The following is a 22,944-nucleotide window of genomic DNA, read 5'->3' as shown; positions in this document are numbered from 1 at the left end:
AGTCTCGTTTCCCGCTCCAAATTTAAAAGGCCCTAGTCGAAAGATTAGGGCTTTTTTCTTTGTCTCAATATTCTGCTCCACGTGGAACATCAAAAATAATGAAGCGCTAATATTAGATTTCCCTTATTTGCATAAAAATCCTTAAAAAATAAAAAGGTGTTCCTCAGCATCGAGCAACACCTTTTCATTTCATTTTGAATAAACAGCTATTCTGTCATCTTGGCTTGCAGTTTGACGCCTTGCTTGTTGTTCTCCGCTGCCAATGCCTGCTGACTGTGATCTCGTGGCATAAATGAAGTGGCAATAATGGCAACAACTGCCATCGAACCGATATACAACATGATCAAGTAAGGATTTCCACCGCCAACGCTCAATAATTTTGTCGCAATCAGCGGTGCAAGACCACCACCGACTACACCTGCTAGCTGTACCGAAATCGAGATGCCGCTATAGCGAATTTCTGCGGGAAACTGTCGGGCGAAAAGTTGTGCCTGAGGCGCATACATAATCGGAAAAACCACACCGATTGCCAATACAATTGCCATCCAAACCAGCACAGGATCTTTAGTGTTGAGCATACTAAAGAAGGGATAACAATACAGTGCCAGCACGCAGAGACCAAACATGAACATATTGCGCTGTCCGACTTTATCAGACAAATGTCCACATAATGGTGTCATCACTAAAATCACGGCGGCACCGCAAATGGTGGCAAATAGAATTTCCTGTCTGGCGATGCCCAGTTGTGTGGTGGTGTAGGCCAAAGTAAAGGTAGAGGCAATATAAAACCATGCATTCTCTGCCGCACGTGCCACAATAATGCTAATCAATTGCTTAGGATGTTGCTTAAATACCTGTAAGGCAGGAACTTTAACTTCTTCAGCTTGTTGTTTCACTTTTTCAAAGTCTGGCGACTCTGGTACTTTCACCCGAATGTACCAACCGACTGCCAGTAAAATAATGCTCGCTAGAAAGGGAATCCGCCAGCCCCAGCTAAACAGGGCCTGTTCAGGTAATAAAGACACCAGCCCAAGCGCAATAGAGGCCAACATCAAACCGCCACCGGTACTGGCTTGGGGAAGGCTGCCCCAGAAGCCTTTTTTGCCCTCTGGCGCGTGTTCAACCGCCATCAAAACCGCACCGCCCCATTCGCCACCCATCGCCATACCTTGGATAAATCGTAAGATCACCAAGCCAATTGCAGCCCAATAACCAATTGACTCATAGGTCGGTAACAGACCGATCAATACTGTGGGTATTCCCATCAGCATCAAGGTCAACAGTAACATCGATTTGCGGCCAATCTTGTCACCAAAATGCCCAAATACCAGACCACCCAGAGGTCGCCCAATGAATCCCACCGCATAGGTCGCAAAGGCAGCGAGTACGCCCGTCAGTGGATCAAGATTCGGGAAAAATAATTTATTGAAAATTAAAGCTGCTGCTGCACCGTAAATAAAAAAGTCATACCACTCAATGGTGGTCCCCACCATACTGGAGATACCTGCCAGTCGATGAGATGACTTGTTAGGAGATGAACCGTTTCCATGTATTGTTTGCATCGTCATTTTCCTTTCTTGGATATTCTTGTTTTATATTTTTGTGCTGATGCTCAATCCTGATCACCAGCATGTTCAGATGGTTGATACTCCTTGATGTATGTAGATAGAAGGAAGAGTGGATTTAGCTCAGTTTTTCTAGAATCTGTTCCAGTTCAGGATTACGCTGTTGCCATTTTGGCTGTTTGTCTTTATCGACAATTAAGGCGCGCACACCTTCAATAAAATCACCATGTTCAAACCAGATATCCTGTAAATCCCGTTCCAGTTGCATACACTGTTGTAAAGATAATCCACGCCCCAAATACTGTAATTTCAGGCTGGTTTGTTTGGCGATAAAAGAGCGTTGCTGCAAAATATCCAGCATCTTGCTGGCCCAAGTTTTGAACTGTTCCTCCTGTTCATGTTCAAGGCTATGCTCGATCTCATCCAGATGCTGGAAACCGAAATGTTTACGGATCGGTTCAATGAGTTGCTTAAGTTCACTTTCAGCAGGACGGGTAATAAAGCGGGCAATAATCTGTTCAATATTGGCTTTGCTCAGACTCGGTGCTGCAATCAATGCCTCTTGTAAGGAAGACAATTGCTCACTCGGCACATGGTAATCGATCAGATCAAGATAGAGCGCATCACTACTGCTGATCTGCTCTCCCGTAATCGCCATATACACGCCGATATCATCCAGCCGAGACAAGAAATGGGTTGCGCCTACATCAGGGAAAAAGCCAATCGCAGTTTCAGGCATGGCGAATCTGGACTTTTCACTACTCACCACAATATGACACGCTTGAGCCAAGCCAAAACCGCCGCCCAGCACATAGCCATCAAGTATCACGATCACAGGCTTTTGATATTCGCGTAGGAGATTCAGCATTTTATATTCAGCGCTGAAATAGCCTTTATAATCAGCCGTTTCATTCTTATAACTGTCATACAGATAACGGATATCGCCACCCGCACAAAAGGCTTTGGGACTATTCGATTTGAACAAAACCGCCTGAATAGCAGCATCATTGCGCCACAGTTCCAGTTGTGTGCAGATGCCTTCAATCATATCGAGCGATAACGCATTTAAATGCTTTACCCGATCCAGACTGATGATGCCTAAACTGCCTTGTTGCTCAATCATTAAGTGATTTTCTGTATTCATTTTCTTGATCCCTTATTGATTTTTGAAGTTTGCCTGCCGTTTTTCCACAAAGGCCTGCATCCCCTCTTTTTGATCCGAAGTTGCAAAAATCGAATGGAACATACGGCGCTCAAAACGCAAACCTTCGGTGAGATTGACCTCAAAGGCACGATTGATGGTTTCTTTCAGCATCATATTGGCGGTTAAAGAGCGTGCTGCAATTTTTTCTGCGGCTTGCAGGGTCTGTTCCAATAATTCTTCTTTGCCAAACACACGCGCCACCAGACCACTTTGCTCTGCCTCTACTGCACCCATTTGCCGTGCGGTAAAGCACATTTCCATGGCTTTGGCTTTCCCAATCGCGTGAGTTAAACGCTGTGTACCGCCAATGCCCGGGATAACACCTAAAGTCACTTCGGGTAAACCAAACTTGGCATTGTCAGCACAATAGATAAAGTCACACATCAGTGCCAATTCACAACCACCACCCAAAGCATAGCCACTCACCGCTGCAATGAGCGGTTTACGGCGTTGTGCGATACGATCTGCCAGATGGAAAAAGTCATCGAAGTAGATATCTGGAAATGCCAGATCAGCCATTTCCTTAATATCGGCACCTGCGGCAAAAGCCTTTTCAGAACCTGCCAATACGATGCAGCCAATCTCACGATCTTTCTCTAACGCATCCAACACCTGATTAATTTCACTAATCAATTCACTATTCAGCGCATTCAAGGCTTGCGGACGATTGAGGGTAATCAATCCAACGCCATTACGCTTTTCTAATAAAATACTGTTCCACTGCATGCTTCATTCCTTGCTTTGCTTTTATAGACTACGTGCGATCACTAAACGCTGGATATCGCTAGTGCCTTCATAAATCTGACAAATACGTGCATCACGATAGATCCGCTCAATCGGGAAGTCTTTCAGATAGCCATAGCCACCAAATACCTGTAATGCGTTTGAACAGACGCGTTCTGTCATTTCTGAAGCAAATAGCTTGGCCATTGACGCTTCATTGAGACAGGGTTGCCCTGCTTCTTTGAGCCGTGCAGCGTAATGCACCAGTTGTCGGGCCGCTTCGATCTCGGTCGCCATACTGGCAAGACGGAATGCCAGTGCCTGATGCTCAAAAATTGGTTTACCAAAGGTTAATCGCTCTTTGGCATATCGCGTGGCTTCTTCCAGCGCCGCCCGTGCCAGACCGACTGCCTGTGCGGCAATACCAATACGACCACCTTCCAGATTGGCAAGCGCGATTTTTAAACCTTCACCTTCTTTACCCAGCATCAGGCTTTTATGAATACGCACATCTGTCAGGGCAATCTGGCAGGTATCCGAAGCATGTAAGCCAAGTTTTTCTTCAACCCGAATCACTTCATAACCCGCTGTCTCGCGTGGCACAAGGAAAGCACTGATGCCCTTTTTACCCGCACTTGGATCAGTCACGGCAAATACGATAATCACGCCCGCATTATCACCCGAGGTAATAAATTGCTTGGCGCCATTCAGAATGTAATCATCGCCATCTTTCACCGCGCGGGTTTTAATGGCTGCCGCATCTGAACCTGTATGCGGTTCAGTTAAGGCAAAAGCACCGATCATTTCACCCTGTGCCAATGGTTTTAAAAAGCGTTCTTTTTGCTCATCGGTACCAAATTTTAAAATCGGCACACACCCCACCGAGTTATGTACACTCATAATGGTTGAGGTCGCACCATCTGCCGCAGCGACTTCTTCAAGTGCCAACACATAGGCCAAATTACCTGTGTCAGAACCGCCCCATTGCTCAGGAATCAGCATGCCCATAAAACCGAGCTGCCCCATTTGTGCAAGCACATCTTTTGGAAATGTGCCATGTCGATCCCAATCACTGGCATTGGGTTTAATCTGTTCTTGGGCGAAACTTTTCGCCATATCACGTATTAAGACTTGTTCTTCGGTCAATTGCATCTTGTGTTCCTTACCCTGCCTTTGCTTGCTGTTTCGCAATTTCCTGATTACGTAATAAAAAGCGCTGAATCTTGCCACTTGGTGTTTTTGGAAGTTCGGTCACGAACTCGACTAGTCGTGGATAAGCATGTGCTGATAAGCGTTTTTTCACAAATTGGCTCAGCTCTTCCGCCAACTGTTCCAAAGGCTGAATACCCGCAGCCAAAATCACGAAAGCCTTCACTACTTCGGTACGGTCGGGATCTGGTACACCAATTACGGCTGCTTCAACCACAGCATCATGCTCCAGCAAAGCACTTTCCACATCAAAAGGCCCGATCCGATAACCCGATGTGGTGATTACGTCATCACTACGACCAACAAAGCTCATGCTGCCATCCGCATGTAACTCGGCGGTATCACCTGTGAGATAGTAGTGCCCAACAAAAGGGGATTTACGACTTTCTTTATAGCCACCAAACCACATCATCGGAGACTGGCTAATATCCACGGCTAGAATTCCAGGTGTGTCTGCTGGAAGCTCCTCGCCCTGCTCATTGACCACCGCAACGCGATAACCTGCACTCGCAAAACCTGCCGAACCTGCACGAATGTCATGACTTAAACCATGATGATTACACACCACCATGCCGACCTCAGTCTGTCCATAATGATCATAAATCGGGGCATCCAGAACCTGCTTAAACCAGCGAATCACTTCAGGATTCAACGGTTCGCCCGCACTGCTGACCACACGGAACTGGCCTTTTAACGGTGCCATCTGAGCAGGATCAGCCGCCATCATCATACGATAAGCCGTTGGTGCTCCCGCCAGATTGGTAATCTGATAATCCTTTACGATCTGACACAGGCTATCTGTACTAAAACCGCCTTCGTAGAACAAGGTGGCATGACCCAAGAATAGTGGCCCAGTAATGGCGTAATACAAACCATAAGCCCAACCTGGATCGGCAATATTCCAAAACGAATCTTCCTCTCTCAAACCAATGGCATCTTGCATATAACGCCCAAAAGCCAGCAAGGCTTTTAACGGCACTTCTAGCGGTTTGGCAGGCCCTGTGGTGCCCGAGGTAAACATGAGTAAAAAGGGATCTTGGATGCTTCGCATCACCAATTCACATTGATCAGGCTGCTGTTTGACTTCATCCCAAAAATTGAAATCACCTGACTTCAGCGGCGCACCTTGTGGATCAGCAACCGTGACAATCGCTGGACAATGTTCGATCTCATCCAGTTTGCTGCGGTTCGCCACATCGGTTACCACCAGCTTACTTTGTGCCAGTTGCAGACGATGCTCAATTGCCTTGGGCCCAAAGGCTGTAAATAAAGGCTGATATACGGCGCCAATACGCCAAGCCGCGAAAATCGTCACCAGCAGTTCAGGCGTTCTCGGCAATAGACCTGAAATACGGTCGCCTGCTTCCACACCTTGCGTCTTTAAAAAGTTGGCAAATTGACTCGACCATTGTTGTAACTGGCGAAAGGTATATTGTTCTTTGCGACCGTCTTTACCTTGCCAGTACAAGGCGATTTTGTCGCCTTGCGCATATCGATCGCAACATTCATAACAGGCATTCAGCGCATCCATTGAACCGGATAACATGTGTTTTGCAGTACTTTCCAGATCGAAAGCCTGTACCGTCTCTTTATAATTCAACATCTATTTTCCCTCAGTCTGGATTCATTGTTATTCATGACAGGGTTTAATTTCTGAATAAAAGCCATCCTTTGGCTTTAGTTTTTATGCCTCTGGCGGCAGGTATTGCTGAATAATGCTAGAAAAATCGAGATGCGCATTACCACGCATGCACATTTGCTGATAGAGCTGCTGCACCATCCCGCCCAACACCACAGGCTGCTTCACCTGCCCTGCGGCTTCAACTGCAAGACCCAAATCTTTCAGCATTAACTGTGTGGCAAAACCATCCTGATAGCCACGAGAGGCTGGGGCATTTTCACTGATATGTGGCCACGGGTTACAGACTTCCGAACTCCAGCAACGACCGCTTGAAGTGTTGATCACACCAGCCAACGCCTGCGGATCAATGCCAAGCTTGGCACCCAATGCCATTCCTTCAGCCACCGCAGCCATGGAAATCCCAAGAATCAGGTTATTGCAGATTTTGGCAATTTGACCTGCGCCCACATCACCACAATGCACCACGTTTTTGCCCATATGATTGAGTACAGGCTTCACTTCATCAAAGGTCTGATCATTGGCACCGACCATAAAGGTCAACGTACCCGCTTGTGCACCAATGGTGCCGCCTGAAACAGGCGCATCGCAAATATGAATATTTTTACTTTGGGCAATGGCAGCAATGTCTTTAATGGTTTGTGGGTCAATGGTACTGCTATCAATGCATAAGCTGCCTGCTTTCAGCACTTCCAGCACACCATCTTCGCCCAGATACACCTCTTTGACATGCTTTGCCGCAGGTAACATGCTAATTACCACATCGGCTTGTTTCGCTGCTGCTTGCGGGCTGTCACAAACCACACCACCCGCCTCGGCAAAGTGCTGAATTGCCACTTCGCTGAGGTCATAACCATATACTGTGAGTCCGGCTTTGAGCAGGTTTTGGGCCATTCTGCCGCCCATATTACCTAGACCGATAAAGGCGATATTCATCCGTGATCCCCTTAACGTAAACTAATGGTCGTGTTTACAGTGCCCACTTCGTGGCTGTCTTCAAACCAGCGACTGGTAATGGTTTTGGTTTGTGTATAGAACTGCACTGCCTGTTTGCCGTAAGGTCCCAAATCACCAAGTTTTGAACCACGGGAACCAGTAAAGCTAAAGAATGGTACAGGCACTGGAATCGGAATATTGATCCCGACCTGACCGATATCAATCAGGTTCTGGAAAGTACGCGCAATCGCGCCACTTTGCGTGAATAATCCTACGCCATTACCAAATGGATTGGCATTGATCAACGCAATCGCTTCTTCAAGCGTATCAACACAAATAATCGACAGTACTGGGCCAAAGATTTCCTCTTTATAAATGCGCATGTCGGTATTCACGCCACTAAAAATCGTCGCCCCGACAAAATTCCCTGCTTCATAGCCTTGTACCTGAACATCACGACCATCAAGTAACAGTTCTGCACCTTGCTCGACACCGCTATCAATTAAGTCCAACACCCGCGCTTTAGCACGTTTTGAAATGACTGGGCCGATATCGGTATTTGGCTCATGCCCTGCATTTACTTTTAAAGTCTTGGCTTTTTCAACCAATTCTGGAATCCAGTGCTTACTGTCACCAACCATGACCGCCACCGATAACGCCATACAGCGTTGCCCTGCTGCACCAAAAGCCGCACCCACCAAGGCATTCAGGGTTTGTTCCTTATTGGCATCTGGCATTACGGCAACATGGTTTTTGGCGCCCATCATCGACTGCACACGTTTGCCATGTTGTCCTGCAAGGTTATAGACATGTGTGCCGACCGCAGTCGAACCAACAAATGAAATCGCTTTAATATCAGTATGAGTACATAGGCGATCCACCACTTCTTTACCGCCATGCACAACATTGAGCACACCCGCTGGAATGCCTGCCTGAATCGCCAGTTCTACCAGCATCATGGTCGACAGCGGATCTTGTTCAGATGGTTTTAAAACAAAGGTATTGCCACAGACGATCGCCATCGGGAACATCCACAATGGAATCATGGCGGGGAAATTAAATGGAGTAATGCCCGCGCACACACCCAACGGCTGCTGCAAGGTATACGTATCAACACCACGCGCCACCCCTTCGACGTATTCTCCCATTTGCAAGGTGCCGACTGAACAAGCATGTTCAACCACCTCCAAACCGCGTTGAATATCACCTTCCGCATCCGCCAGCGTTTTACCTTGTTCGGCAGTCAGTACCTGTGCAATTTCTTTCATATTGGCACGAATCAGTTCTTGCAGTTTGAGCATGATACGCATACGTGCCTGAATCGGGGTTTGACGCCATGAAGCAAAAGCGTCTTGTGCAGCCTGGATCGCCGCATCAACTTCCTGAGCCGTTGCAAAGGGTACACGACCAATCACTTCCTGAGTCGCAGGGTTGACAATGTCTTGCCATTGCTGTGTTTCAGACTCGATAAAATTGCCGTTAATGAGTAATTTGGCGGTTTCCAACTGGATGTTCTGGATTGTATTCATAACCTCTCCATAGGTCGTATTTTTATTGTGTTAAATCATCGGAAATACACTTTGGTGGTATTTTCCTGATTGGGCTTTTATCTGAGACTAACAAAGAAAGCTTTGACCACCAATGGAAATTCATGCACGATTATTGTGCAAATATGCACAGGGAATACAATAACAATGAAAGTGGATTGGGATCATCTACAATTTTTTCTGGTTTTGGCAAGAACCAAGACGTTGACCAATGCAGCACGCGTGATTGGGGTCGAACATAGTACTGTCGCCAGACGCATTCAGGCTTTGGAACAGGCTTTAGGCACCCCTTTATTTAAACGTGAAGCAACGGGATATGAGCTTACCCTTGAAGGTATGGCGCTAGTCCCACGTGTTGAACAAATGGAACAGGCCTTTTTACAGATTGATAAACCTCATCAGCCCTTACAGGGACGTGTGCGAATTGGCACACCCGAAGGCTTTGGTACCGCATTTTTAGCCCGTTTGCTGGCGGAGTTTTCGATCCAATATCCATTGCTCACCATTGACCTGATTCCCGTACCTAAAATGATTAAGCTGTCGCATCGTGAAGCGGATATTGTGGTGTCGATTGAGCGGCCAACCTCAGGGCCTTATATTATTACGCGACTCTCTGATTATTGTTTAAAGATTTATGGCAGTCAGCACTATCTGGCACAAAACCCGCCAATTCGTGGGCTGGATGATTTAACCCAACATCGTTTCGTCAATTATATTGATGATCTGGTATATAGCCCTGAGCTGTATTGTCTGGAACGCTTACCCTTGAAGCTAACTGCCAACTTCCGGAGCAGCAGTATTCTGGCACAACAAATTGCAGTGAGTGCAGGCGCGGGACTGGCCATCTTGCCCAAGTTTCTGGCCGATGATAAACCTGAGCTTGAAGCCGTGTTACAACAGCAAGTGCGCTTTACCCATACCTTCTGGATGCTGACATTTGTTGATCTACAACATGATCCGCGCATTAAGCTGGTTTGGGATTATTTACGTAAACAGGCTGATCAATACCAACAGTTACTGGTGGATTAAACCCATTCAAGCAAAGCATAAAAAAGCCGATCTCTATAGATCGGCCTTTAATCAATTCGCTATGATTTATTGCACCAGTTCACGACCGAGTTTTTTCATTCTTGGCTTATACAGCAACTGATAGGTCACCGCCAACAAAATCACCCATAATGGACTGACATAGAGTGCTTTTAAAGTATCTGGTTCCAATGCCAAAATCACCAGTGCAAACAGCAAGAAGGCAATCACGACATAGGACATGAATACACCACCTGGCATTTTGAACTTCGATTGAGCATGCAATTCTGGGCGTAACTTACGGTAGCGGATATAGCACACCATAATCAGACTCCAGACACTGATGAACAGGATCACACAAAGCGAACTTGCCAAAGTAAAGGCTTCAAGGGTATTCGGTACAAAGTATTGCAGTACTGCACCACCCATAATAAACACACATGAAAAGATCAAACCATTAGCAGGTACAGCACTTTTTGATAATCGCCCAAATGCATTCGGTGCCTGACCATCTTTAGATAGACCAAACAACATACGGCTGGTCGAGAATACCCCACTGTTCATGGAAGACATGACCGAAGATAGCACCACCAAATTCATGATAATGGCCGAGGTCACAATCCCTGCATTCATGAACAATTCCACAAATGGACTCTTGTCCGCACGAATAATATTCCATGGCGTGACCGACATCACTACCAGTAAAGCCAGTACATAAAACAGAATAATACGGATCGGAATCGCATTAATCGCTTTTGGCAAGTTCTTATGCGGATCTTTGGTTTCAGCGGCGGTCGTTCCAATCAGCTCTACCCCGACAAAGGCAAAGACTGCGATCTGGAAACCCGCCAAGAAACCATCCAGTCCTTTAGGGAACATCCCGCCATGAGACCAGACATTACTGAGCGATGCGACCGTCCCATGCGGAGCCTGAAAATGGCTAAAGATCATATAGCCGCCAACGCCAATTAAACCGAGGATCGCCAGAATCTTGATCAAGGCAAACCAGAATTCAACTTCACCAAACAAACGTACCGTCAGCAGGTTTAAAAACAGGACAAACAGGACACAGCCTGCACTGATCGCGGCCTGCCCGATCGGGGTAAACATGGTGCCTTCGGGCAGCCAGAAAGTTAAATAATTGATCACGGCGGCAAGATCGGCAATCCCGACCAGTACCCAGCCCAACCAGTAAGTCCAACCCAGATAATAACCAGCCCATGGCCCAATCAGGTCATGAGCCATGTCCACAAAAGATTTATAGTGTAAATTTGCCAGCAGCAACTCGCCGAGTGCACGCATCAAAAAGAAAAACATCCCGCCGATAATCATGTAGATAAACAGAATCGATGGGCCTGCAAGTGAAATGGTTTTTCCTGAGCCCATGAACAGGCCCGTACCGATGGCACCACCAATTGCAATCAGTTGCAAATGGCGATTAGAGAGTTTGCGCTGCAAGTCATGGGGCGACTGTTCGCCTTCTGACTGTTGATGTGTAACCGTCATAACAAAAGTTCCTTTTTACGATTCCCTCATGAGCCAACCTGTTATTGTTGTGCTATTGCTAGCCGTCCATTCCTGCGGGCTGACTCATTTTTAATTGCAAGAAAATACGTATCTCACTACGTTTTATCTACTGCAAATACGTTACTTTTCTTCTTTTTTTATATTTTTTAAGCAAAAATAAAGCGGATCGCTTTATTTTTGTGCTGCAACAACCGCAATTTCGATCAACCACTTTGGATTCACCAGATCCGCCTGAATGGTCGCGCGTGAAGGCGCAACATGACCTTTTAACCAGTCAATCCAGATGGTGTTGACCACAGGGAAATCTGAAAGATCTTTTAAAAACAGTTGCGCAGATAGCAAGCGAGATTTATCTGTCCCTGCTGAAGCAAGTAACTGTTCGATCGTTGCAAGGATTTCACGGGTTTGTCCTTCAATATCCAGATCCGCATTTTTAGGCACCTGACCAGACAAATACACCACCTTATTGAATACGGTTACAGCACTCATCACTTCATTGGTATTGATCTTTTGAATATCTGAATTTGACATGATTATTTCCTTATTCCTGATTGATAAAATTGACACGTGCCGTCACGCCGCACATCAGTTCATAACCGATCGTGCCTGAGGTCGCTGCGACATCGTCAATAGGTAAAATTGTTCCTGTGCTGGATTGGCCCCATAGCACTACTTCACTGCCCACTTGCGCATCATTGATCGGGGTCAAGTCCACCGCCAACATATCCATGCTGACACGACCAATGGTTCGGGTTCGAATTCCATTGACCAGTACTGGCGTACCTGTTGCTGAAATGCGTTGGTAACCATCAGCATAACCACACGCCACAATACCGATCCTGATTGGTTGTTCGGCCACATAGCTGGAACCATAACCGACACTTTCATTGGCATTGAGCTGCTGTACAGCAATGATTTCGCTGCGCAAGCTCATGGTCGGTGCAAGGCCCCAGTCCTGAATGCTGTGTTTGGGGTAATCGGGAGAACTGCCGTACAGCATGATGCCGCCACGCACGTAATCCGATTGCAATTGATTCTGATATCTTAAGATTGCAGCACTATTACTGACCGACCTTTCGCCCGGTAAATCCTGAATCGTGGCTTCAAATTCGCTGAGTTGATAGTCAATGCCCTTCTGGCCAAAACGCTCCCCATCCGCATCAGAGAAATGCATCATATGGGTAATACTGGCAATTTTTTCTGATTGGCTAAGTTGCTGCCAGATCTCACGATATTGCTGTGGCTTGAAACCTAAACGATTCATGCCACTGTTCATTTTCAGGAAAATATCAAACTGTGCTGGATACGGATGGTGCTGCAACCAGACCATTTGCTGCTCGCTATGCACCGTAAAACTTAGTTGGTACTGCGCACAATCAAACAGGTCTTGGGGAGAGAAAATTCCTTCAAGCAATAAAATCGGGCCTGTCCAGCCTAAAGCGCGCAAACGTTTTGCTTCCTCGATATCGAGTAAAGCAAAACCATCGGCACTTTTAAAAGATTCATAGACCCGTTCAATCCCATGCCCATACGCATTGGCTTTGACCACAGCAAAGACTTTGCTGTCGGGTACAGACTGCCTGACCACTGCCAGATTCTGGCGTAAGGCTTGGGCATGGATCACCGCAGTAATCGGACGAGGCATACTAAACTTCCTTGTAAACCATATTTATGCGGCGTGTGAATAACGCTGAATAGATAAACCATCTGTACTGATATCTGGACGATGATTCATCACCAAATCACTGATCAACTTGCCAGAACCACATGCCATGGTCCAACCTAACGTACCGTGACCGGTATTCAGGAACAGATTCTTATATTTTGTTGCACCAATAATCGGGGTACTGTCTGGGGTCATCGGACGTAAGCCGGTCCAGAATGATGCCTGAGTCAAGTCGCCACCTGGGAACAAGTCCTGAGTCACCATTTCCAGCGTCGCACGACGATCTTCTTTCAGACCTAGGTTAAAACCACTCAGTTCTGCCATACCACCGACACGGATACGCTGGTCAAAACGGGTTAAGGCAACTTTATAGGTTTCATCCAGTACCGTTGATTGTGGTGCAAATTTTGGTTCTACAATTGGAATAGTCAGTGAATAACCTTTCACTGGATAAACAGGCAAATTCAGCTCAAGCGGCTTGAGGAAATCACGTGAATAACTACCAAATGCCAAGACATAGCGATCGGCTGTCAGGACTTCACCATTGACCACAACACCTTTGATCTGATCGCCTTCAACAACCAGATTCTCGACATTTTGATCGAATTTGAAGTCCACGCCCAAGTCTTGCGCCAATTTTGCTAAAGCATTGGTAAAGAGGTAACAATCGCCTGTTTCATCATTCGGCAAATGTAAACCACCCACCAGTTTATCGGTAAAGGCTAAAGCGGGTTCGACAGCACCCAATTCTTGAGCATTCAACAAATCAAAATCAACGCCACACTCTTTGAGTACTTCAATATCACGCTGCACCGCTTCAAGTTGTGCTTCGCTACGGAACACCTGTAGCGTACCCTTGGCACGGTTTTCATAGTTGATGCCTGTTTTCGCTCTTAAGTCACGTAAGCAGTCACGGCTGTATTCTGCAACACGCATCATACGTTCTTTATTCACCGCATAGCTTTGTGGATTACAGTTTTTCAGCATCTGTGCCATCCACTGCAACTGCCACATGCTGCCATCAATATTAATGGCTAACGGTGCATGATGCTGGAACATCCACTTAACGGCTTTAAAAGGAATACCGGGAGCAGCCCACGGCGTTGAATATCCTGGGGAGATTTGGCCTGCGTTACCAAAGCTGGTTTCTTTCGCAGGTCCTGATTGACGGTCAAGCACCGTCACTTGCGCACCTTGTTGTGCAAGATAATAGGCACTTGCCACACCAATGACGCCACTTCCTAAAACGATTACGCGCATTGTCGTTCCCTCACGCACACACTAGTTTATTTAACTAGTATATTTTTGGATCAATAGTTTTTTTCACTGATTTTATGGGTATAATCTAGGTAATTTGATGTTTTCGTCACGGAAAAATTAAAATAAAAGGGAATATATGATGCGTAAATTAGACCGTATTGATCGCCTGATTTTAGATATTTTGCAACGTGAAGGACGTATTGCGATTAGTGAACTGGCTTCACGGGTCAACTTATCGACCACGCCTTGTTCAGAACGGGTCAAGCGCTTAGAACGTGAAGGCATCATCATGGGCTACTACGCCCGACTTAATCCTGAATATGTCGATCGTAACCTATTAGTGTTTTTGGAAATTAAACTGTCAGCAAAATCAGGCGATGTATTTGATCAGGTCGCACGTGATTTGGTGGATATCCCAGAAGTATTGGAATGCCATCTGATTTCAGGGGAGTTTGATTATCTAGTGAAGGCGCGTCTCAAAGAAATGAGTGCCTACCGTCGTCTCCTAGGGGATTTACTGAAAAAACTGCCAGCCTCTGCTTCATCGCATAGCTATGTGGTGATGGAAGAAGTGAAAGAATCTTTGTATCTGGATATGGGTGTGTAGCATCCAACCATAAGCAATAAAAAAGCCCTTTTCAGGGCTTTTATTCAAACAGCTGTAAGACTACTCATCTTCTTCATCGTAAATATAGCTCATACAGCCCCAGCCATCATATTCACCATTAAACTCCTGAGCGATACGGGTCATCCATTCTTCCAGATCCGCAATATCTTCGTATTCCAGCGTCATGTTAACGTGAATATTCAGAACCCACAGATCAGAACCGTCCGAGTGCTGTTCTTCCTGAAACAGGGAAATTTTCTGTTCTTGATGCAAAAGGTGTAAAGCACATTTTTCAATTTGCTCCTGCTTCTCAAAAACAATCGAAAATTCAACTTCATGTGGTTCATTCAGGTCATTGCCATCTTCAACCATTTGCCACAGTACGTTGCCGTTATCATTATCTGGAAATTTGTCATAGTCACGTGTCATATGCATATCCTTTGTTGTGTTTTGGAGTTGATATTTGGCTATAGGTTAACCGATTTTTATTTCAATTTTTATACGTGTTAATAGGAATATTGTAGTCAAAAAACGATCAATCTAAAATATCGTGGCTTACTGTATTTCAATACAGTCTAAGCGTAACACCACCTGATCCAGACAACGAATCCCATTTTCATAAATTGGTGCTGGATAATCTCTAAACACATCACGTTCTATATGCGACATACGAAAGCCACATTTTTGATAAAGTGCCAACTGATCCAGACTGGAGTTGCCCGTCTTGACCCATAAAGTATGGATATGCATCTGTTTGGCATACTCTATTGCATGTTGAATCAATCTTTTAGCCAAGCCCTGCCCTTGATGATTTTCGGCCACAGTCAGATTTTTAATTTCAGCTTGATCATTCGTTTTGAATAAACATAACTGAGCAATGATCTGTGCCTGCTCATCCAGCATCAGGAATAGATTCGATTGAAACAGATAACTTGAAACTTGCGCCCAATCTGGATCAGCTTCGAGCAGCAAAGTCTTGAGTTGTGCTTGTTGCGCAGGCAGCAAGGTCTGCCAGAGCACCTGTTGAATCGAATACATCAGCCTGCCTATTTATTGTTGTCTTTTAAAATTTTACCTCAGAATGAATTTCAATTTCATGCAACTTAAGTGGATGCTGAAATGCCAGATAGGCAGCATGTAGTGCCATGCGTTTTAAATGAAACTTGGCAGGCTCAGGATGATAGAGTCTATCGCCCATGATCGGATGACCAATGTGCATCATATGCACTCGCAGTTGATGTGAACGACCTGTCACTGGCTCCAAACGAACACGGCTTTGATCAGTTGTCGCATCATACTGGATGCGTTGAAATAAGGTTTTGGCTTGCTTGCCCAGCTCAAAATGAACGATCTGACGTGGACGGTTTTCCCAATCGGTAATTAGCGGAACGTCAACACTCCCCTCGGCCTGAATTTCACCTTGTACCAGTGCTTCATAGTATTTTTTGACGGTTCGAGCCTGAAACATTTTACTGACCGCCACTTCTGCTTCTCGATGCTTGGCAAACATCAACAGCCCAGAGGTCGCCATATCCAGACGATGCGTCACTTTGGCAGCTGGATGCTGTTCTAAAACCCGTAAATAGGCACTGTCTTGATGCTCGGGTAAACGCCCCATGACTGACAATAGTCCCGCAGGCTTATTCACCACAATCAAGTCCTCATCTTCATAAATGATTTCTAAAGCGTGTTGCGGAGGAGCATAAATAAAGTTGTCGTTTAAAGGCATAAGAAAATAAGCAGGCAGACAAAGGGACAAAATGAGCAGCGATTATAGTGCTGCAAAACAGTTTCGCAACAGGCTTATTTTATAGGCAAGGCGGTTGAGGAATTAAGAATGGGCTTTAATGCCTTTGCTTAAGTTATCTTTATATTTCTCTTCCAGAATGGCAATGTCCCGATTTAAAAAGGCAATCAGGTAGTCTTTTGCCCGCGCCAGACTCAACTGTTTAAATGCAATGGTATCTTTGGTTTTACGAGTCACCAATCCAAAGACATCTTTTTTAGGGACAATCACCACAAGATCACTATCCAGCTTAAATTCCAGTTGTTGTGATTTGGCATAAGCGTCCAGCGTAATTGCAAGGGTTTGATCGGTATCAAGATCGGTCACGATAAAACTGGTATCGGCACCATTGAGCTGTAACTGACGAACCAGTTGCTGACGCCAGCTCATCTCTTCAAATTTGCTTAAAATCGTGGTCAGGTCAAATGTCCCTAGCGCATCAATTTCATTGCGATTCATCTGATGTGGATAGCGAATTTTAAGTTCAAACTGATTCATTATTGTATTGACCTGTTCCTGTGATCATGTTTTGATTTTTAGGTATAGAAAAATTATATCATTTTGTTTTTTAATATAAAAATATCGATTTATCTTCATATTGGCAGGATTACAGGATGGAGGTCACATTCGTTTTTGATTTTATTGATGCAGTTTTTATTATTTAGCGCTAATTATTATTTTCTATTTGGTTAAATTTTTTAGGGTATCAAGGGAAAACAGAGGTTGTTTACTTCAACACCTATGACTTTGTAAGCCATAACCTTTGCCTATAAACTTTTGATCTATAGCGTCCTAAGCCGAATCGAGACCTTTTGGGTACGTACACACTTGCTTTGTAAGCATCGGTGCATGCTACTCTTTTCGATCCCTTTCACACCCTTGAGACATAGTTTAGGCAGATCACGGTGGGATTGTTTTCCTAAAAATTGCTATTTTTAACGCTCAATGAAATAAATTTGCATACTAAAAGATAAATATTGAAATATTTCCCACTTCCAGTAAAAAACTACGATTTATATTTCGATAAATTCAAATTTACATGTGTATTTTTTCAAATAAGACTTCTAATTTAGGCCCAAATCACCATTATCGCGGCGACAATGACCAGCCACAGACCCAAATGATCAGTTTTGGCGAGCTTTTCTTTAAAGAAAAAGGCCGAAATCAATAGACTGAATAGAATTTCCACCTGCCCTAATGTTTTGACAATCGCCACGGTTTGCATACTCATCGCACTAAACCAGCCGACTGAAGCCAGAAAACTACAGATACTCACTCTCAAGGTCAGCCCGACACGCTGCCACATTTTATACAGCGTCGGTCGACTAAAAAATCCGAGATAGATCAGTAATACGATGCATTGAAAACTGATCAGACTGCACAGCACCCAAGCGGCACGATGTAGAAATGGCAACATGCTCAGCTCTAAACTGGCTTCACGAACCAATAAAGAGGTGATGGCAAAGCACAGCCCACTACCCAATCCAATCATCAAGGTTTTTAAGGACAAATCAGATTGTTGCTTACCTTTACTAAGTAAAAATACCGCCAGTGCCCCAATCACGACCCCGACCCAGCCCCATGTGCTGAGATGTTCTTGCAAGAACAGCACACCGACCAAGGCGGCCAAGATCGCTTCACTTTTGGCGAGTCCCACGCCAATCGCATAGTTCTTTTGTTGAAACAGTTTCACCATCAATGCAGTGGCATAGATCTGGCTAATGCCAGCAATGACTATATAGAACCAAAATTTATCGGAAAAATGCACGGATGCGGTGACGGGCTGATGCAGATAAAGAAAGGCCAAATAACTAAAGGCAAAAATGGGTGAAAAGATAAATCGTGCCAGCGTGGTGCCATAGACATCCACGGTGGTGCTGAGTTGTTTTTGAAATGCATTGCGCCAAGCCTGCATGAATGCAGCCATCAGGGTAAATAGAATCCAAGTGATCATCATAAGCTTGAACGCAATATCAAAAGTGAAGCTAATTTACGCTGTTCTGACTGGTTTTTCGATAGTCACCAGTGCTTAAAAACTTAAATCATCAAAGTCTTTCACTTTGGATAGATAGATCGGTGCCTGATTGATTTTGCTCCATGTTTCTTTAAACCTTGGATCCGCTTCTTCATCTTCACTCATATTTTTCCGTATCACTTTTTTGCCTGTTAAAAAGTTAATACTGGTTTGGCTTTGAATGAGAGGGCCATGATTGCTTGAATCATCATAGCCAATCAGACGCAGGTCACTACCATCTAAGCGAAATAGATAACGCCAATAGCCATAACGTCCATGCGAATAATAGACACTCAATAGATTATTTTTAATTTCCATCCATAACTCAGGTGGGAAATAGACGCCACCATCTTCATTTTCTGAGCTAAAACAACTGAGGTTACTGACAATAGCTTTGTATTTGCCTTTTTCATTCAGCAATACAATTACACCACGGCGGTTGCGGTCTAAATGTCCACGATATTCATCATGCACAAAGGCTTTGGGATCAGTGGCTTTGACGATCAGCACCACATCCTTCAAACCATCTTTATTGAGGTCGCCTTCAATGGCTTGAAAGAGTTGATATTTCGTAGGGACATAGGCTTTATAGGTGACTTTATCTTTACGTAGTTTCAGTTCTTCTGCTGTTGGTTGTTCTTGAGCAAAAGCTATTTGCGGCAGTATAGATAGGCTTGAACAAGCCAAGATGAGTGCAATGCATTGTATTTTTATCATCATTTTTAATTCTTCATTCAGGCTGTTATTGCTGTTATGACATTTATATAGAATGGCTGAGTTTCTCTTGTTTTTTCGAACGAATCCAGCGTACTGTGACGATCACTAAAATAATCACCAAAACCGTAATCACCACAGGCATGATAAAAGCCAGGATCGACAATAAGATCGAGCCAATCAGTTCACCTGTAGCAACCACAAAATTACCCAGTCCACCCGTGGTTGCTGTCGAGACCCCTCTTGCCGCTACGGTACTCATTTGCACCACGCCTGCGGTCCCACCACCGACTATCAGTGCCGCTGCCCAAGTCGCAAACTGAGACATTTCTCCACTACTGACCGCCATCGTGGTCAGCGTACCTGCCACCACAGCCGCAGGTGTGGCAATGGTATCTAATAAGTTATCTACCCACGGGACATAATAAGCTGCAATTTCACAGATTGTGGCAAAACCCAGCGCCATACACACCGATGGAAGTGCCAGCCATTCAAAGCCTTGAGCAGGTTGATACCATCCCATGAGGGTGGCAATACTCATCGCCAATAGCGGAACAAAGACACGAAAGCCACAGGCTGCGCTGAGTCCCACGCCAATACAGAGTCCTAAAATTGTTTCCATCACGGATTACCTTTCTATGCCTATGACAGGTCTTGTTATTTACATCTTATTTTTAAGGTAACAAAAAGCCCTATCAAGGGATAGGGCTTTTATTCAAACAGTGGGTAACTGTTTGGTATTTTGCGGCTTAGGCATTCTTACTGTTGAATTGATTGCCAAGGCATTTGGTACACGGAGGTAAACGATCAGTACCAATTTCTAAATAGGTGCGGTGTCCGCATTGAACACAAAAATAGAAGCCTGTTCCAGGTTTTTCGCCAGCAGTTACCATCTTTGCTCTCCATAGATTTTAGAAATGGTACATATACTATAGCGTGATAGTTTTGATTATTTATTGACCTTTCCGACGGGTGGTGATGGCGGAAAGGTGAAAATTTAAATTTGTACGTTTTTGCCTACATTGTTTTAAGGATTTTGCGGATTGGAGGCCTTCTTCTTTTTTCCTATGATGAAGTCATACAGGAACAGGATGTTCCAGAACACAAAACAACAATTAGACGTTCACGCATCAGGATCGTGAGATACGACAGGAGTCATATCTAACTACCAAATACGAAAAAGCCCAACAGGATGTTGGGCTTTTTTTATTGGAATGATCTTTTAATAAGTCATATTGTTATCATTTTTTTATAATGATTCTCATACCCAGCCACTTTAAAAAGTTCTGCAAAAGCATCCCGAAAATCTTGATAGTTAAACTCTTTAAAGTCAAAAATATTTTGTCCTAAAGAGTGTGATTCTCGATTTATATATCTATAAAACGCTTGGAATCTATTAGCTTTTAAAGACTCTTGTAAGAAAAAATTATTCAAATCTCTTTTTTCAACAAAATTAAAAAAATATTCAATTATATTTCTCATGCAATTCGCAATCAGGGCTGCTGGTTGCTGGCTATCCTTTATAATAAACCAATAAGCTTGATAATCATTTTGAATTTCTTCATATCTCATAGGAATAAAATTACTTCCTGTTTCATTCTTTACTAATCTGAACAAACTCTGATTTTCCTTCCTAACCTCATGATTAGTCTCAGTAACTTCATAGAAGAAATATAAACTATGAGTTAAAATAAAAACTTGTTCATATTTATAGTTCCATGTAGTTTCCTTGCAAGAAGTTTCAGGATTCACTCTAGTACCTTTCTTTCCGAAAAATTCATTTTTAATTAATCTTCCAACATTGAAGACATATATATGAGACAAACTAGAAATTGGATCATCGATAACAATGATTTTCTTTGTGCTTGTTTCTGTTACTTCCTTCTTCCCTCTACACAATTCAAGAAAATAAAGAAAACTAATAATCATTTTTTCGCCTTCACTCAAAGAGTGAAAAATTTTATCCTCTTTGTCTCCCCTTACTATTTTATAGAAATTATCAGAATATTTTTTGATCTCAAAATCATTAATTCCTAAATCAATTAAACCATTTTTTATATTTTCAATTGCTTTATCAATATTTACTGTCCTTTTTTGTTGTTCAGAAATAATTGTTTTTTGTATATCAATTTTTATTGAATTTTGTCTTACATTCTCTTCTATTTGATCTATTTTTGTTTGCGATATTATTTTTTTAGTCTTAAATGAACTAATAGTTAGATCATACTCCCAACACATTATTTCCCAAAAAGATTTTCTTATACTTGCTCTTACTACTTCTTTTTGGTCAATATTTTTATTATGTTCACTTACAAGTAAATTAATCCACAGAATAACTTTATTTAATTCTTCAAGAGCTTCCACAGAACTTTTCAAAGAAACTGAAATACTTGGATTCTTGATTTTATCTTCAATAATCTTATGATTATTTTCAATAATTTTTATAAATTCATGATATCTAATCTCGAAATCTTTGCTATATACTTCAAACTTTGGATGTGATTCAAAAGTAGATTTATTAGGGATAGATTGAATTTCTTGTGAATAAGTTTTAAATAAATAATTCAAAGCTACTATATCCGCTTCATAAGAAGCATCAAAATAACTTTTTATATTTTCTATCAAAATATTTGAGATCGTCTTTTCTTGACAAAATGGACAATTCAGATTTTCATTCAAGTTATCTTGAGGTATATATTTTAATCCTGCCTTTACCCAGTCAGAGTTACCAAGCATCTTAATGAGTTGTGAAACGGTACTATTTTCATTACCTACGATATGTTTACTAAACAAAGATTCAATCTCTATATTTTGAGATGAAAAATTAATTTTAGGTAAGCTTAGATACTTTTGCGGGTTATCACCTGAAATAGATTGAAAATCATTTTTTAAATCATCAATACTTTTTTGAGGTTTTATAGTTGGTTTACTTAAACCTAAAATATAATTAAATAAACTATCTTTTGAACCTTTGTAGCCGTCTAATCAGAATTCAAGAACCCTGTCACCACCACTATAATCATTTTTTATTTTCCAAACTGTTTCTTTTGCAGCATTTTGCTCTTGAACTATTATTCTTTTCTCATCCTCAAGTTCACTTTTTTGTTTTTCTACTTCATCTTTAAGTTTTTGAATTTCTTTCAAAGCATTAGAAATCTTAGTTTCAGCCTCTTTATTCTCTTTTGAAAGAGTAAAAATCCCTTTTAAATTTTCAACTTCAAAAAAGTTTTCTTGAATAAAATTTTGATTATATACAAGAACTTCATGATCATCTTCCAAACCATCTATCGAACAATATTTATATTTCGGATCTACCATTTGATGAAAAAAATTTGAAAAAGTACTTTTACCTGTACCATTTAAACCATAAATAAGATTTATCTTTTTATCAGTTTCTAAAGTAGCATTACTTTTATAGCTTGCAACATTTTTAAGATTTATTAATCTAATCATTGTTTATCCATTTACAATAAAAAACCCCATCATTAAAATAGGGCTTTTATTAAACAGAATCAATTACT

21 protein-coding genes and 1 pseudogene are annotated in these 22,944 nt (G+C 43.1%); 2 read left to right on the top strand and 20 right to left on the bottom strand.

Annotated features, from left to right (window positions below; translation table 11 throughout):
- Nucleotides 1-206: 206 nt before the first annotated feature.
- The 7 genes from A9Z07_RS11100 to A9Z07_RS11070 form a co-directional block, all read right to left on the bottom strand.
- Nucleotides 207-1,562 carry an MFS transporter gene (locus tag A9Z07_RS11100; protein ID WP_069578737.1) on the bottom strand — a complete coding sequence of 452 codons (1,356 nt, stop codon included), beginning with the start codon at nucleotides 1,560-1,562 and terminating at the stop codon, nucleotides 207-209.
- Nucleotides 1,563-1,683: 121 nt separating this feature from the next.
- Nucleotides 1,684-2,709, bottom strand: a complete 1,026-nt coding sequence (locus tag A9Z07_RS11095) for an enoyl-CoA hydratase/isomerase family protein (RefSeq protein ID WP_069578734.1) — start codon at nucleotides 2,707-2,709, stop codon at nucleotides 1,684-1,686.
- Nucleotides 2,710-2,721: 12 nt separating this feature from the next.
- Nucleotides 2,722-3,495, bottom strand: coding sequence for an enoyl-CoA hydratase (locus A9Z07_RS11090; protein WP_069578731.1), 774 nt, complete (start codon nucleotides 3,493-3,495; stop codon nucleotides 2,722-2,724).
- 21 nt (nucleotides 3,496-3,516) lie between these two features.
- On the bottom strand, nucleotides 3,517-4,644 hold the full coding sequence (locus A9Z07_RS11085; protein ID WP_069578729.1) for an acyl-CoA dehydrogenase family protein: 1,128 nt from the start codon (nucleotides 4,642-4,644) through the stop codon (nucleotides 3,517-3,519).
- 10 nt (nucleotides 4,645-4,654) lie between these two features.
- Nucleotides 4,655-6,304 carry an AMP-binding protein gene (locus tag A9Z07_RS11080; RefSeq protein WP_069578725.1) on the bottom strand — a complete coding sequence of 550 codons (1,650 nt, stop codon included), beginning with the start codon at nucleotides 6,302-6,304 and terminating at the stop codon, nucleotides 4,655-4,657.
- 81 nt (nucleotides 6,305-6,385) lie between these two features.
- On the bottom strand, nucleotides 6,386-7,276 hold the full coding sequence (gene mmsB / locus A9Z07_RS11075; RefSeq protein WP_069578721.1) for a 3-hydroxyisobutyrate dehydrogenase: 891 nt from the start codon (nucleotides 7,274-7,276) through the stop codon (nucleotides 6,386-6,388).
- Nucleotides 7,277-7,287: 11 nt separating this feature from the next.
- Complete coding sequence (locus A9Z07_RS11070) at nucleotides 7,288-8,805, bottom strand: CoA-acylating methylmalonate-semialdehyde dehydrogenase (protein ID WP_069578712.1); 1,518 nt, start codon at nucleotides 8,803-8,805, stop codon at nucleotides 7,288-7,290.
- Between the two features lie 165 nt (nucleotides 8,806-8,970).
- On the opposite strand from A9Z07_RS11070, the gene A9Z07_RS11065 reads away from it, so the two are divergent.
- Nucleotides 8,971-9,852 (top strand): LysR family transcriptional regulator, encoded by an 882-nt coding sequence (locus tag A9Z07_RS11065; RefSeq protein ID WP_069578709.1) that lies wholly within the window; start codon nucleotides 8,971-8,973, stop codon nucleotides 9,850-9,852.
- Between the two features lie 66 nt (nucleotides 9,853-9,918).
- Here A9Z07_RS11065 and A9Z07_RS11060 read toward each other — a convergent pair whose 3' ends face one another.
- From A9Z07_RS11060 to A9Z07_RS11045, 4 genes are all read right to left on the bottom strand, one after another.
- Nucleotides 9,919-11,355, bottom strand: a complete 1,437-nt coding sequence (locus A9Z07_RS11060) for an amino acid permease (RefSeq protein WP_005255738.1) — start codon at nucleotides 11,353-11,355, stop codon at nucleotides 9,919-9,921.
- A gap of 192 nt (nucleotides 11,356-11,547) precedes the next feature.
- Nucleotides 11,548-11,907 carry a RidA family protein gene (locus A9Z07_RS11055; protein WP_005290913.1) on the bottom strand — a complete coding sequence of 120 codons (360 nt, stop codon included), beginning with the start codon at nucleotides 11,905-11,907 and terminating at the stop codon, nucleotides 11,548-11,550.
- Nucleotides 11,908-11,917: 10 nt separating this feature from the next.
- The gene (gene alr, locus A9Z07_RS11050; RefSeq protein WP_069578704.1) at nucleotides 11,918-13,021 is read right to left on the bottom strand and encodes an alanine racemase; all 1,104 of its coding nucleotides are present in this window, start codon (nucleotides 13,019-13,021) and stop codon (nucleotides 11,918-11,920) included.
- A 24-nt stretch (nucleotides 13,022-13,045) separates the two neighbouring features.
- On the bottom strand, nucleotides 13,046-14,302 hold the full coding sequence (locus A9Z07_RS11045; RefSeq protein WP_047433055.1) for a D-amino acid dehydrogenase: 1,257 nt from the start codon (nucleotides 14,300-14,302) through the stop codon (nucleotides 13,046-13,048).
- A gap of 139 nt (nucleotides 14,303-14,441) precedes the next feature.
- On the opposite strand from A9Z07_RS11045, the gene A9Z07_RS11040 reads away from it, so the two are divergent.
- Nucleotides 14,442-14,909 (top strand): Lrp/AsnC ligand binding domain-containing protein, encoded by a 468-nt coding sequence (locus A9Z07_RS11040; protein ID WP_004773316.1) that lies wholly within the window; start codon nucleotides 14,442-14,444, stop codon nucleotides 14,907-14,909.
- 60 nt (nucleotides 14,910-14,969) lie between these two features.
- Here the strand turns inward: A9Z07_RS11040 and A9Z07_RS11035 are convergent, their stop codons facing one another.
- From A9Z07_RS11035 to A9Z07_RS11000, 9 genes and pseudogenes are all read right to left on the bottom strand, one after another.
- Nucleotides 14,970-15,338, bottom strand: a complete 369-nt coding sequence (locus A9Z07_RS11035; protein ID WP_005255750.1) for a ribonuclease E inhibitor RraB — start codon at nucleotides 15,336-15,338, stop codon at nucleotides 14,970-14,972.
- Between the two features lie 126 nt (nucleotides 15,339-15,464).
- On the bottom strand, nucleotides 15,465-15,947 hold the full coding sequence (locus A9Z07_RS11030) for a GNAT family N-acetyltransferase (RefSeq protein ID WP_069578703.1): 483 nt from the start codon (nucleotides 15,945-15,947) through the stop codon (nucleotides 15,465-15,467).
- Between the two features lie 25 nt (nucleotides 15,948-15,972).
- The gene (locus A9Z07_RS11025) at nucleotides 15,973-16,638 is read right to left on the bottom strand and encodes an RluA family pseudouridine synthase (protein WP_069578701.1); all 666 of its coding nucleotides are present in this window, start codon (nucleotides 16,636-16,638) and stop codon (nucleotides 15,973-15,975) included.
- A gap of 102 nt (nucleotides 16,639-16,740) precedes the next feature.
- Complete coding sequence (locus tag A9Z07_RS11020; RefSeq protein WP_047433046.1) at nucleotides 16,741-17,193, bottom strand: hypothetical protein; 453 nt, start codon at nucleotides 17,191-17,193, stop codon at nucleotides 16,741-16,743.
- Nucleotides 17,194-17,764: 571 nt separating this feature from the next.
- The gene (locus A9Z07_RS11015; protein WP_047433044.1) at nucleotides 17,765-18,652 is read right to left on the bottom strand and encodes a DMT family transporter; all 888 of its coding nucleotides are present in this window, start codon (nucleotides 18,650-18,652) and stop codon (nucleotides 17,765-17,767) included.
- Nucleotides 18,653-18,724: 72 nt separating this feature from the next.
- On the bottom strand, nucleotides 18,725-19,426 hold the full coding sequence (locus A9Z07_RS11010) for a hypothetical protein (protein WP_069578739.1): 702 nt from the start codon (nucleotides 19,424-19,426) through the stop codon (nucleotides 18,725-18,727).
- 43 nt (nucleotides 19,427-19,469) lie between these two features.
- Entirely contained in the window at nucleotides 19,470-20,045 is a 576-nt protein-coding gene (locus tag A9Z07_RS11005) for a DUF4126 domain-containing protein (RefSeq protein ID WP_062846365.1), read from the bottom strand.
- A gap of 127 nt (nucleotides 20,046-20,172) precedes the next feature.
- Nucleotides 20,173-20,316, bottom strand: a complete 144-nt coding sequence (locus tag A9Z07_RS17640; protein WP_004637424.1) for a zinc ribbon-containing protein — start codon at nucleotides 20,314-20,316, stop codon at nucleotides 20,173-20,175.
- A gap of 337 nt (nucleotides 20,317-20,653) precedes the next feature.
- A pseudogene (locus tag A9Z07_RS11000) lies at nucleotides 20,654-22,876 on the bottom strand (AAA family ATPase).
- Nucleotides 22,877-22,944: the final 68 nt, after the last annotated feature.

The sequence above is a fragment of the Acinetobacter sp. YK3 genome (assembly GCF_001729365.1).
Lineage (GTDB): Bacteria > Pseudomonadota > Gammaproteobacteria > Pseudomonadales > Moraxellaceae > Acinetobacter > Acinetobacter vivianii.
Note: the sequence above shows the minus strand (reverse complement) of the source record. Positions and strands in the feature narration are given on the sequence as shown.

Coding starts and splice junctions, on each gene's coding strand:
- A9Z07_RS11100 (WP_069578737.1), bottom strand. CDS start 1,562: ATGCAAACAATACATGGAAACGGTTCATCTCCTAACAAGTCATCTCAT.
- A9Z07_RS11095 (WP_069578734.1), bottom strand. CDS start 2,709: ATGAATACAGAAAATCACTTAATGATTGAGCAACAAGGCAGTTTAGGC.
- A9Z07_RS11090 (WP_069578731.1), bottom strand. CDS start 3,495: ATGCAGTGGAACAGTATTTTATTAGAAAAGCGTAATGGCGTTGGATTG.
- A9Z07_RS11085 (WP_069578729.1), bottom strand. CDS start 4,644: ATGCAATTGACCGAAGAACAAGTCTTAATACGTGATATGGCGAAAAGT.
- A9Z07_RS11080 (WP_069578725.1), bottom strand. CDS start 6,304: ATGTTGAATTATAAAGAGACGGTACAGGCTTTCGATCTGGAAAGTACT.
- mmsB (WP_069578721.1), bottom strand. CDS start 7,276: ATGAATATCGCCTTTATCGGTCTAGGTAATATGGGCGGCAGAATGGCC.
- A9Z07_RS11070 (WP_069578712.1), bottom strand. CDS start 8,805: ATGAATACAATCCAGAACATCCAGTTGGAAACCGCCAAATTACTCATT.
- A9Z07_RS11065 (WP_069578709.1), top strand. CDS start 8,971: ATGAAAGTGGATTGGGATCATCTACAATTTTTTCTGGTTTTGGCAAGA.
- A9Z07_RS11060 (WP_005255738.1), bottom strand. CDS start 11,355: ATGACGGTTACACATCAACAGTCAGAAGGCGAACAGTCGCCCCATGAC.
- A9Z07_RS11055 (WP_005290913.1), bottom strand. CDS start 11,907: ATGTCAAATTCAGATATTCAAAAGATCAATACCAATGAAGTGATGAGT.
- alr (WP_069578704.1), bottom strand. CDS start 13,021: ATGCCTCGTCCGATTACTGCGGTGATCCATGCCCAAGCCTTACGCCAG.
- A9Z07_RS11045 (WP_047433055.1), bottom strand. CDS start 14,302: ATGCGCGTAATCGTTTTAGGAAGTGGCGTCATTGGTGTGGCAAGTGCC.
- A9Z07_RS11040 (WP_004773316.1), top strand. CDS start 14,442: ATGCGTAAATTAGACCGTATTGATCGCCTGATTTTAGATATTTTGCAA.
- A9Z07_RS11035 (WP_005255750.1), bottom strand. CDS start 15,338: ATGACACGTGACTATGACAAATTTCCAGATAATGATAACGGCAACGTA.
- A9Z07_RS11030 (WP_069578703.1), bottom strand. CDS start 15,947: ATGTATTCGATTCAACAGGTGCTCTGGCAGACCTTGCTGCCTGCGCAA.
- A9Z07_RS11025 (WP_069578701.1), bottom strand. CDS start 16,638: ATGCCTTTAAACGACAACTTTATTTATGCTCCTCCGCAACACGCTTTA.
- A9Z07_RS11020 (WP_047433046.1), bottom strand. CDS start 17,193: ATGAATCAGTTTGAACTTAAAATTCGCTATCCACATCAGATGAATCGC.
- A9Z07_RS11015 (WP_047433044.1), bottom strand. CDS start 18,652: ATGATGATCACTTGGATTCTATTTACCCTGATGGCTGCATTCATGCAG.
- A9Z07_RS11010 (WP_069578739.1), bottom strand. CDS start 19,426: ATGATAAAAATACAATGCATTGCACTCATCTTGGCTTGTTCAAGCCTA.
- A9Z07_RS11005 (WP_062846365.1), bottom strand. CDS start 20,045: ATGGAAACAATTTTAGGACTCTGTATTGGCGTGGGACTCAGCGCAGCC.
- A9Z07_RS17640 (WP_004637424.1), bottom strand. CDS start 20,316: ATGGTAACTGCTGGCGAAAAACCTGGAACAGGCTTCTATTTTTGTGTT.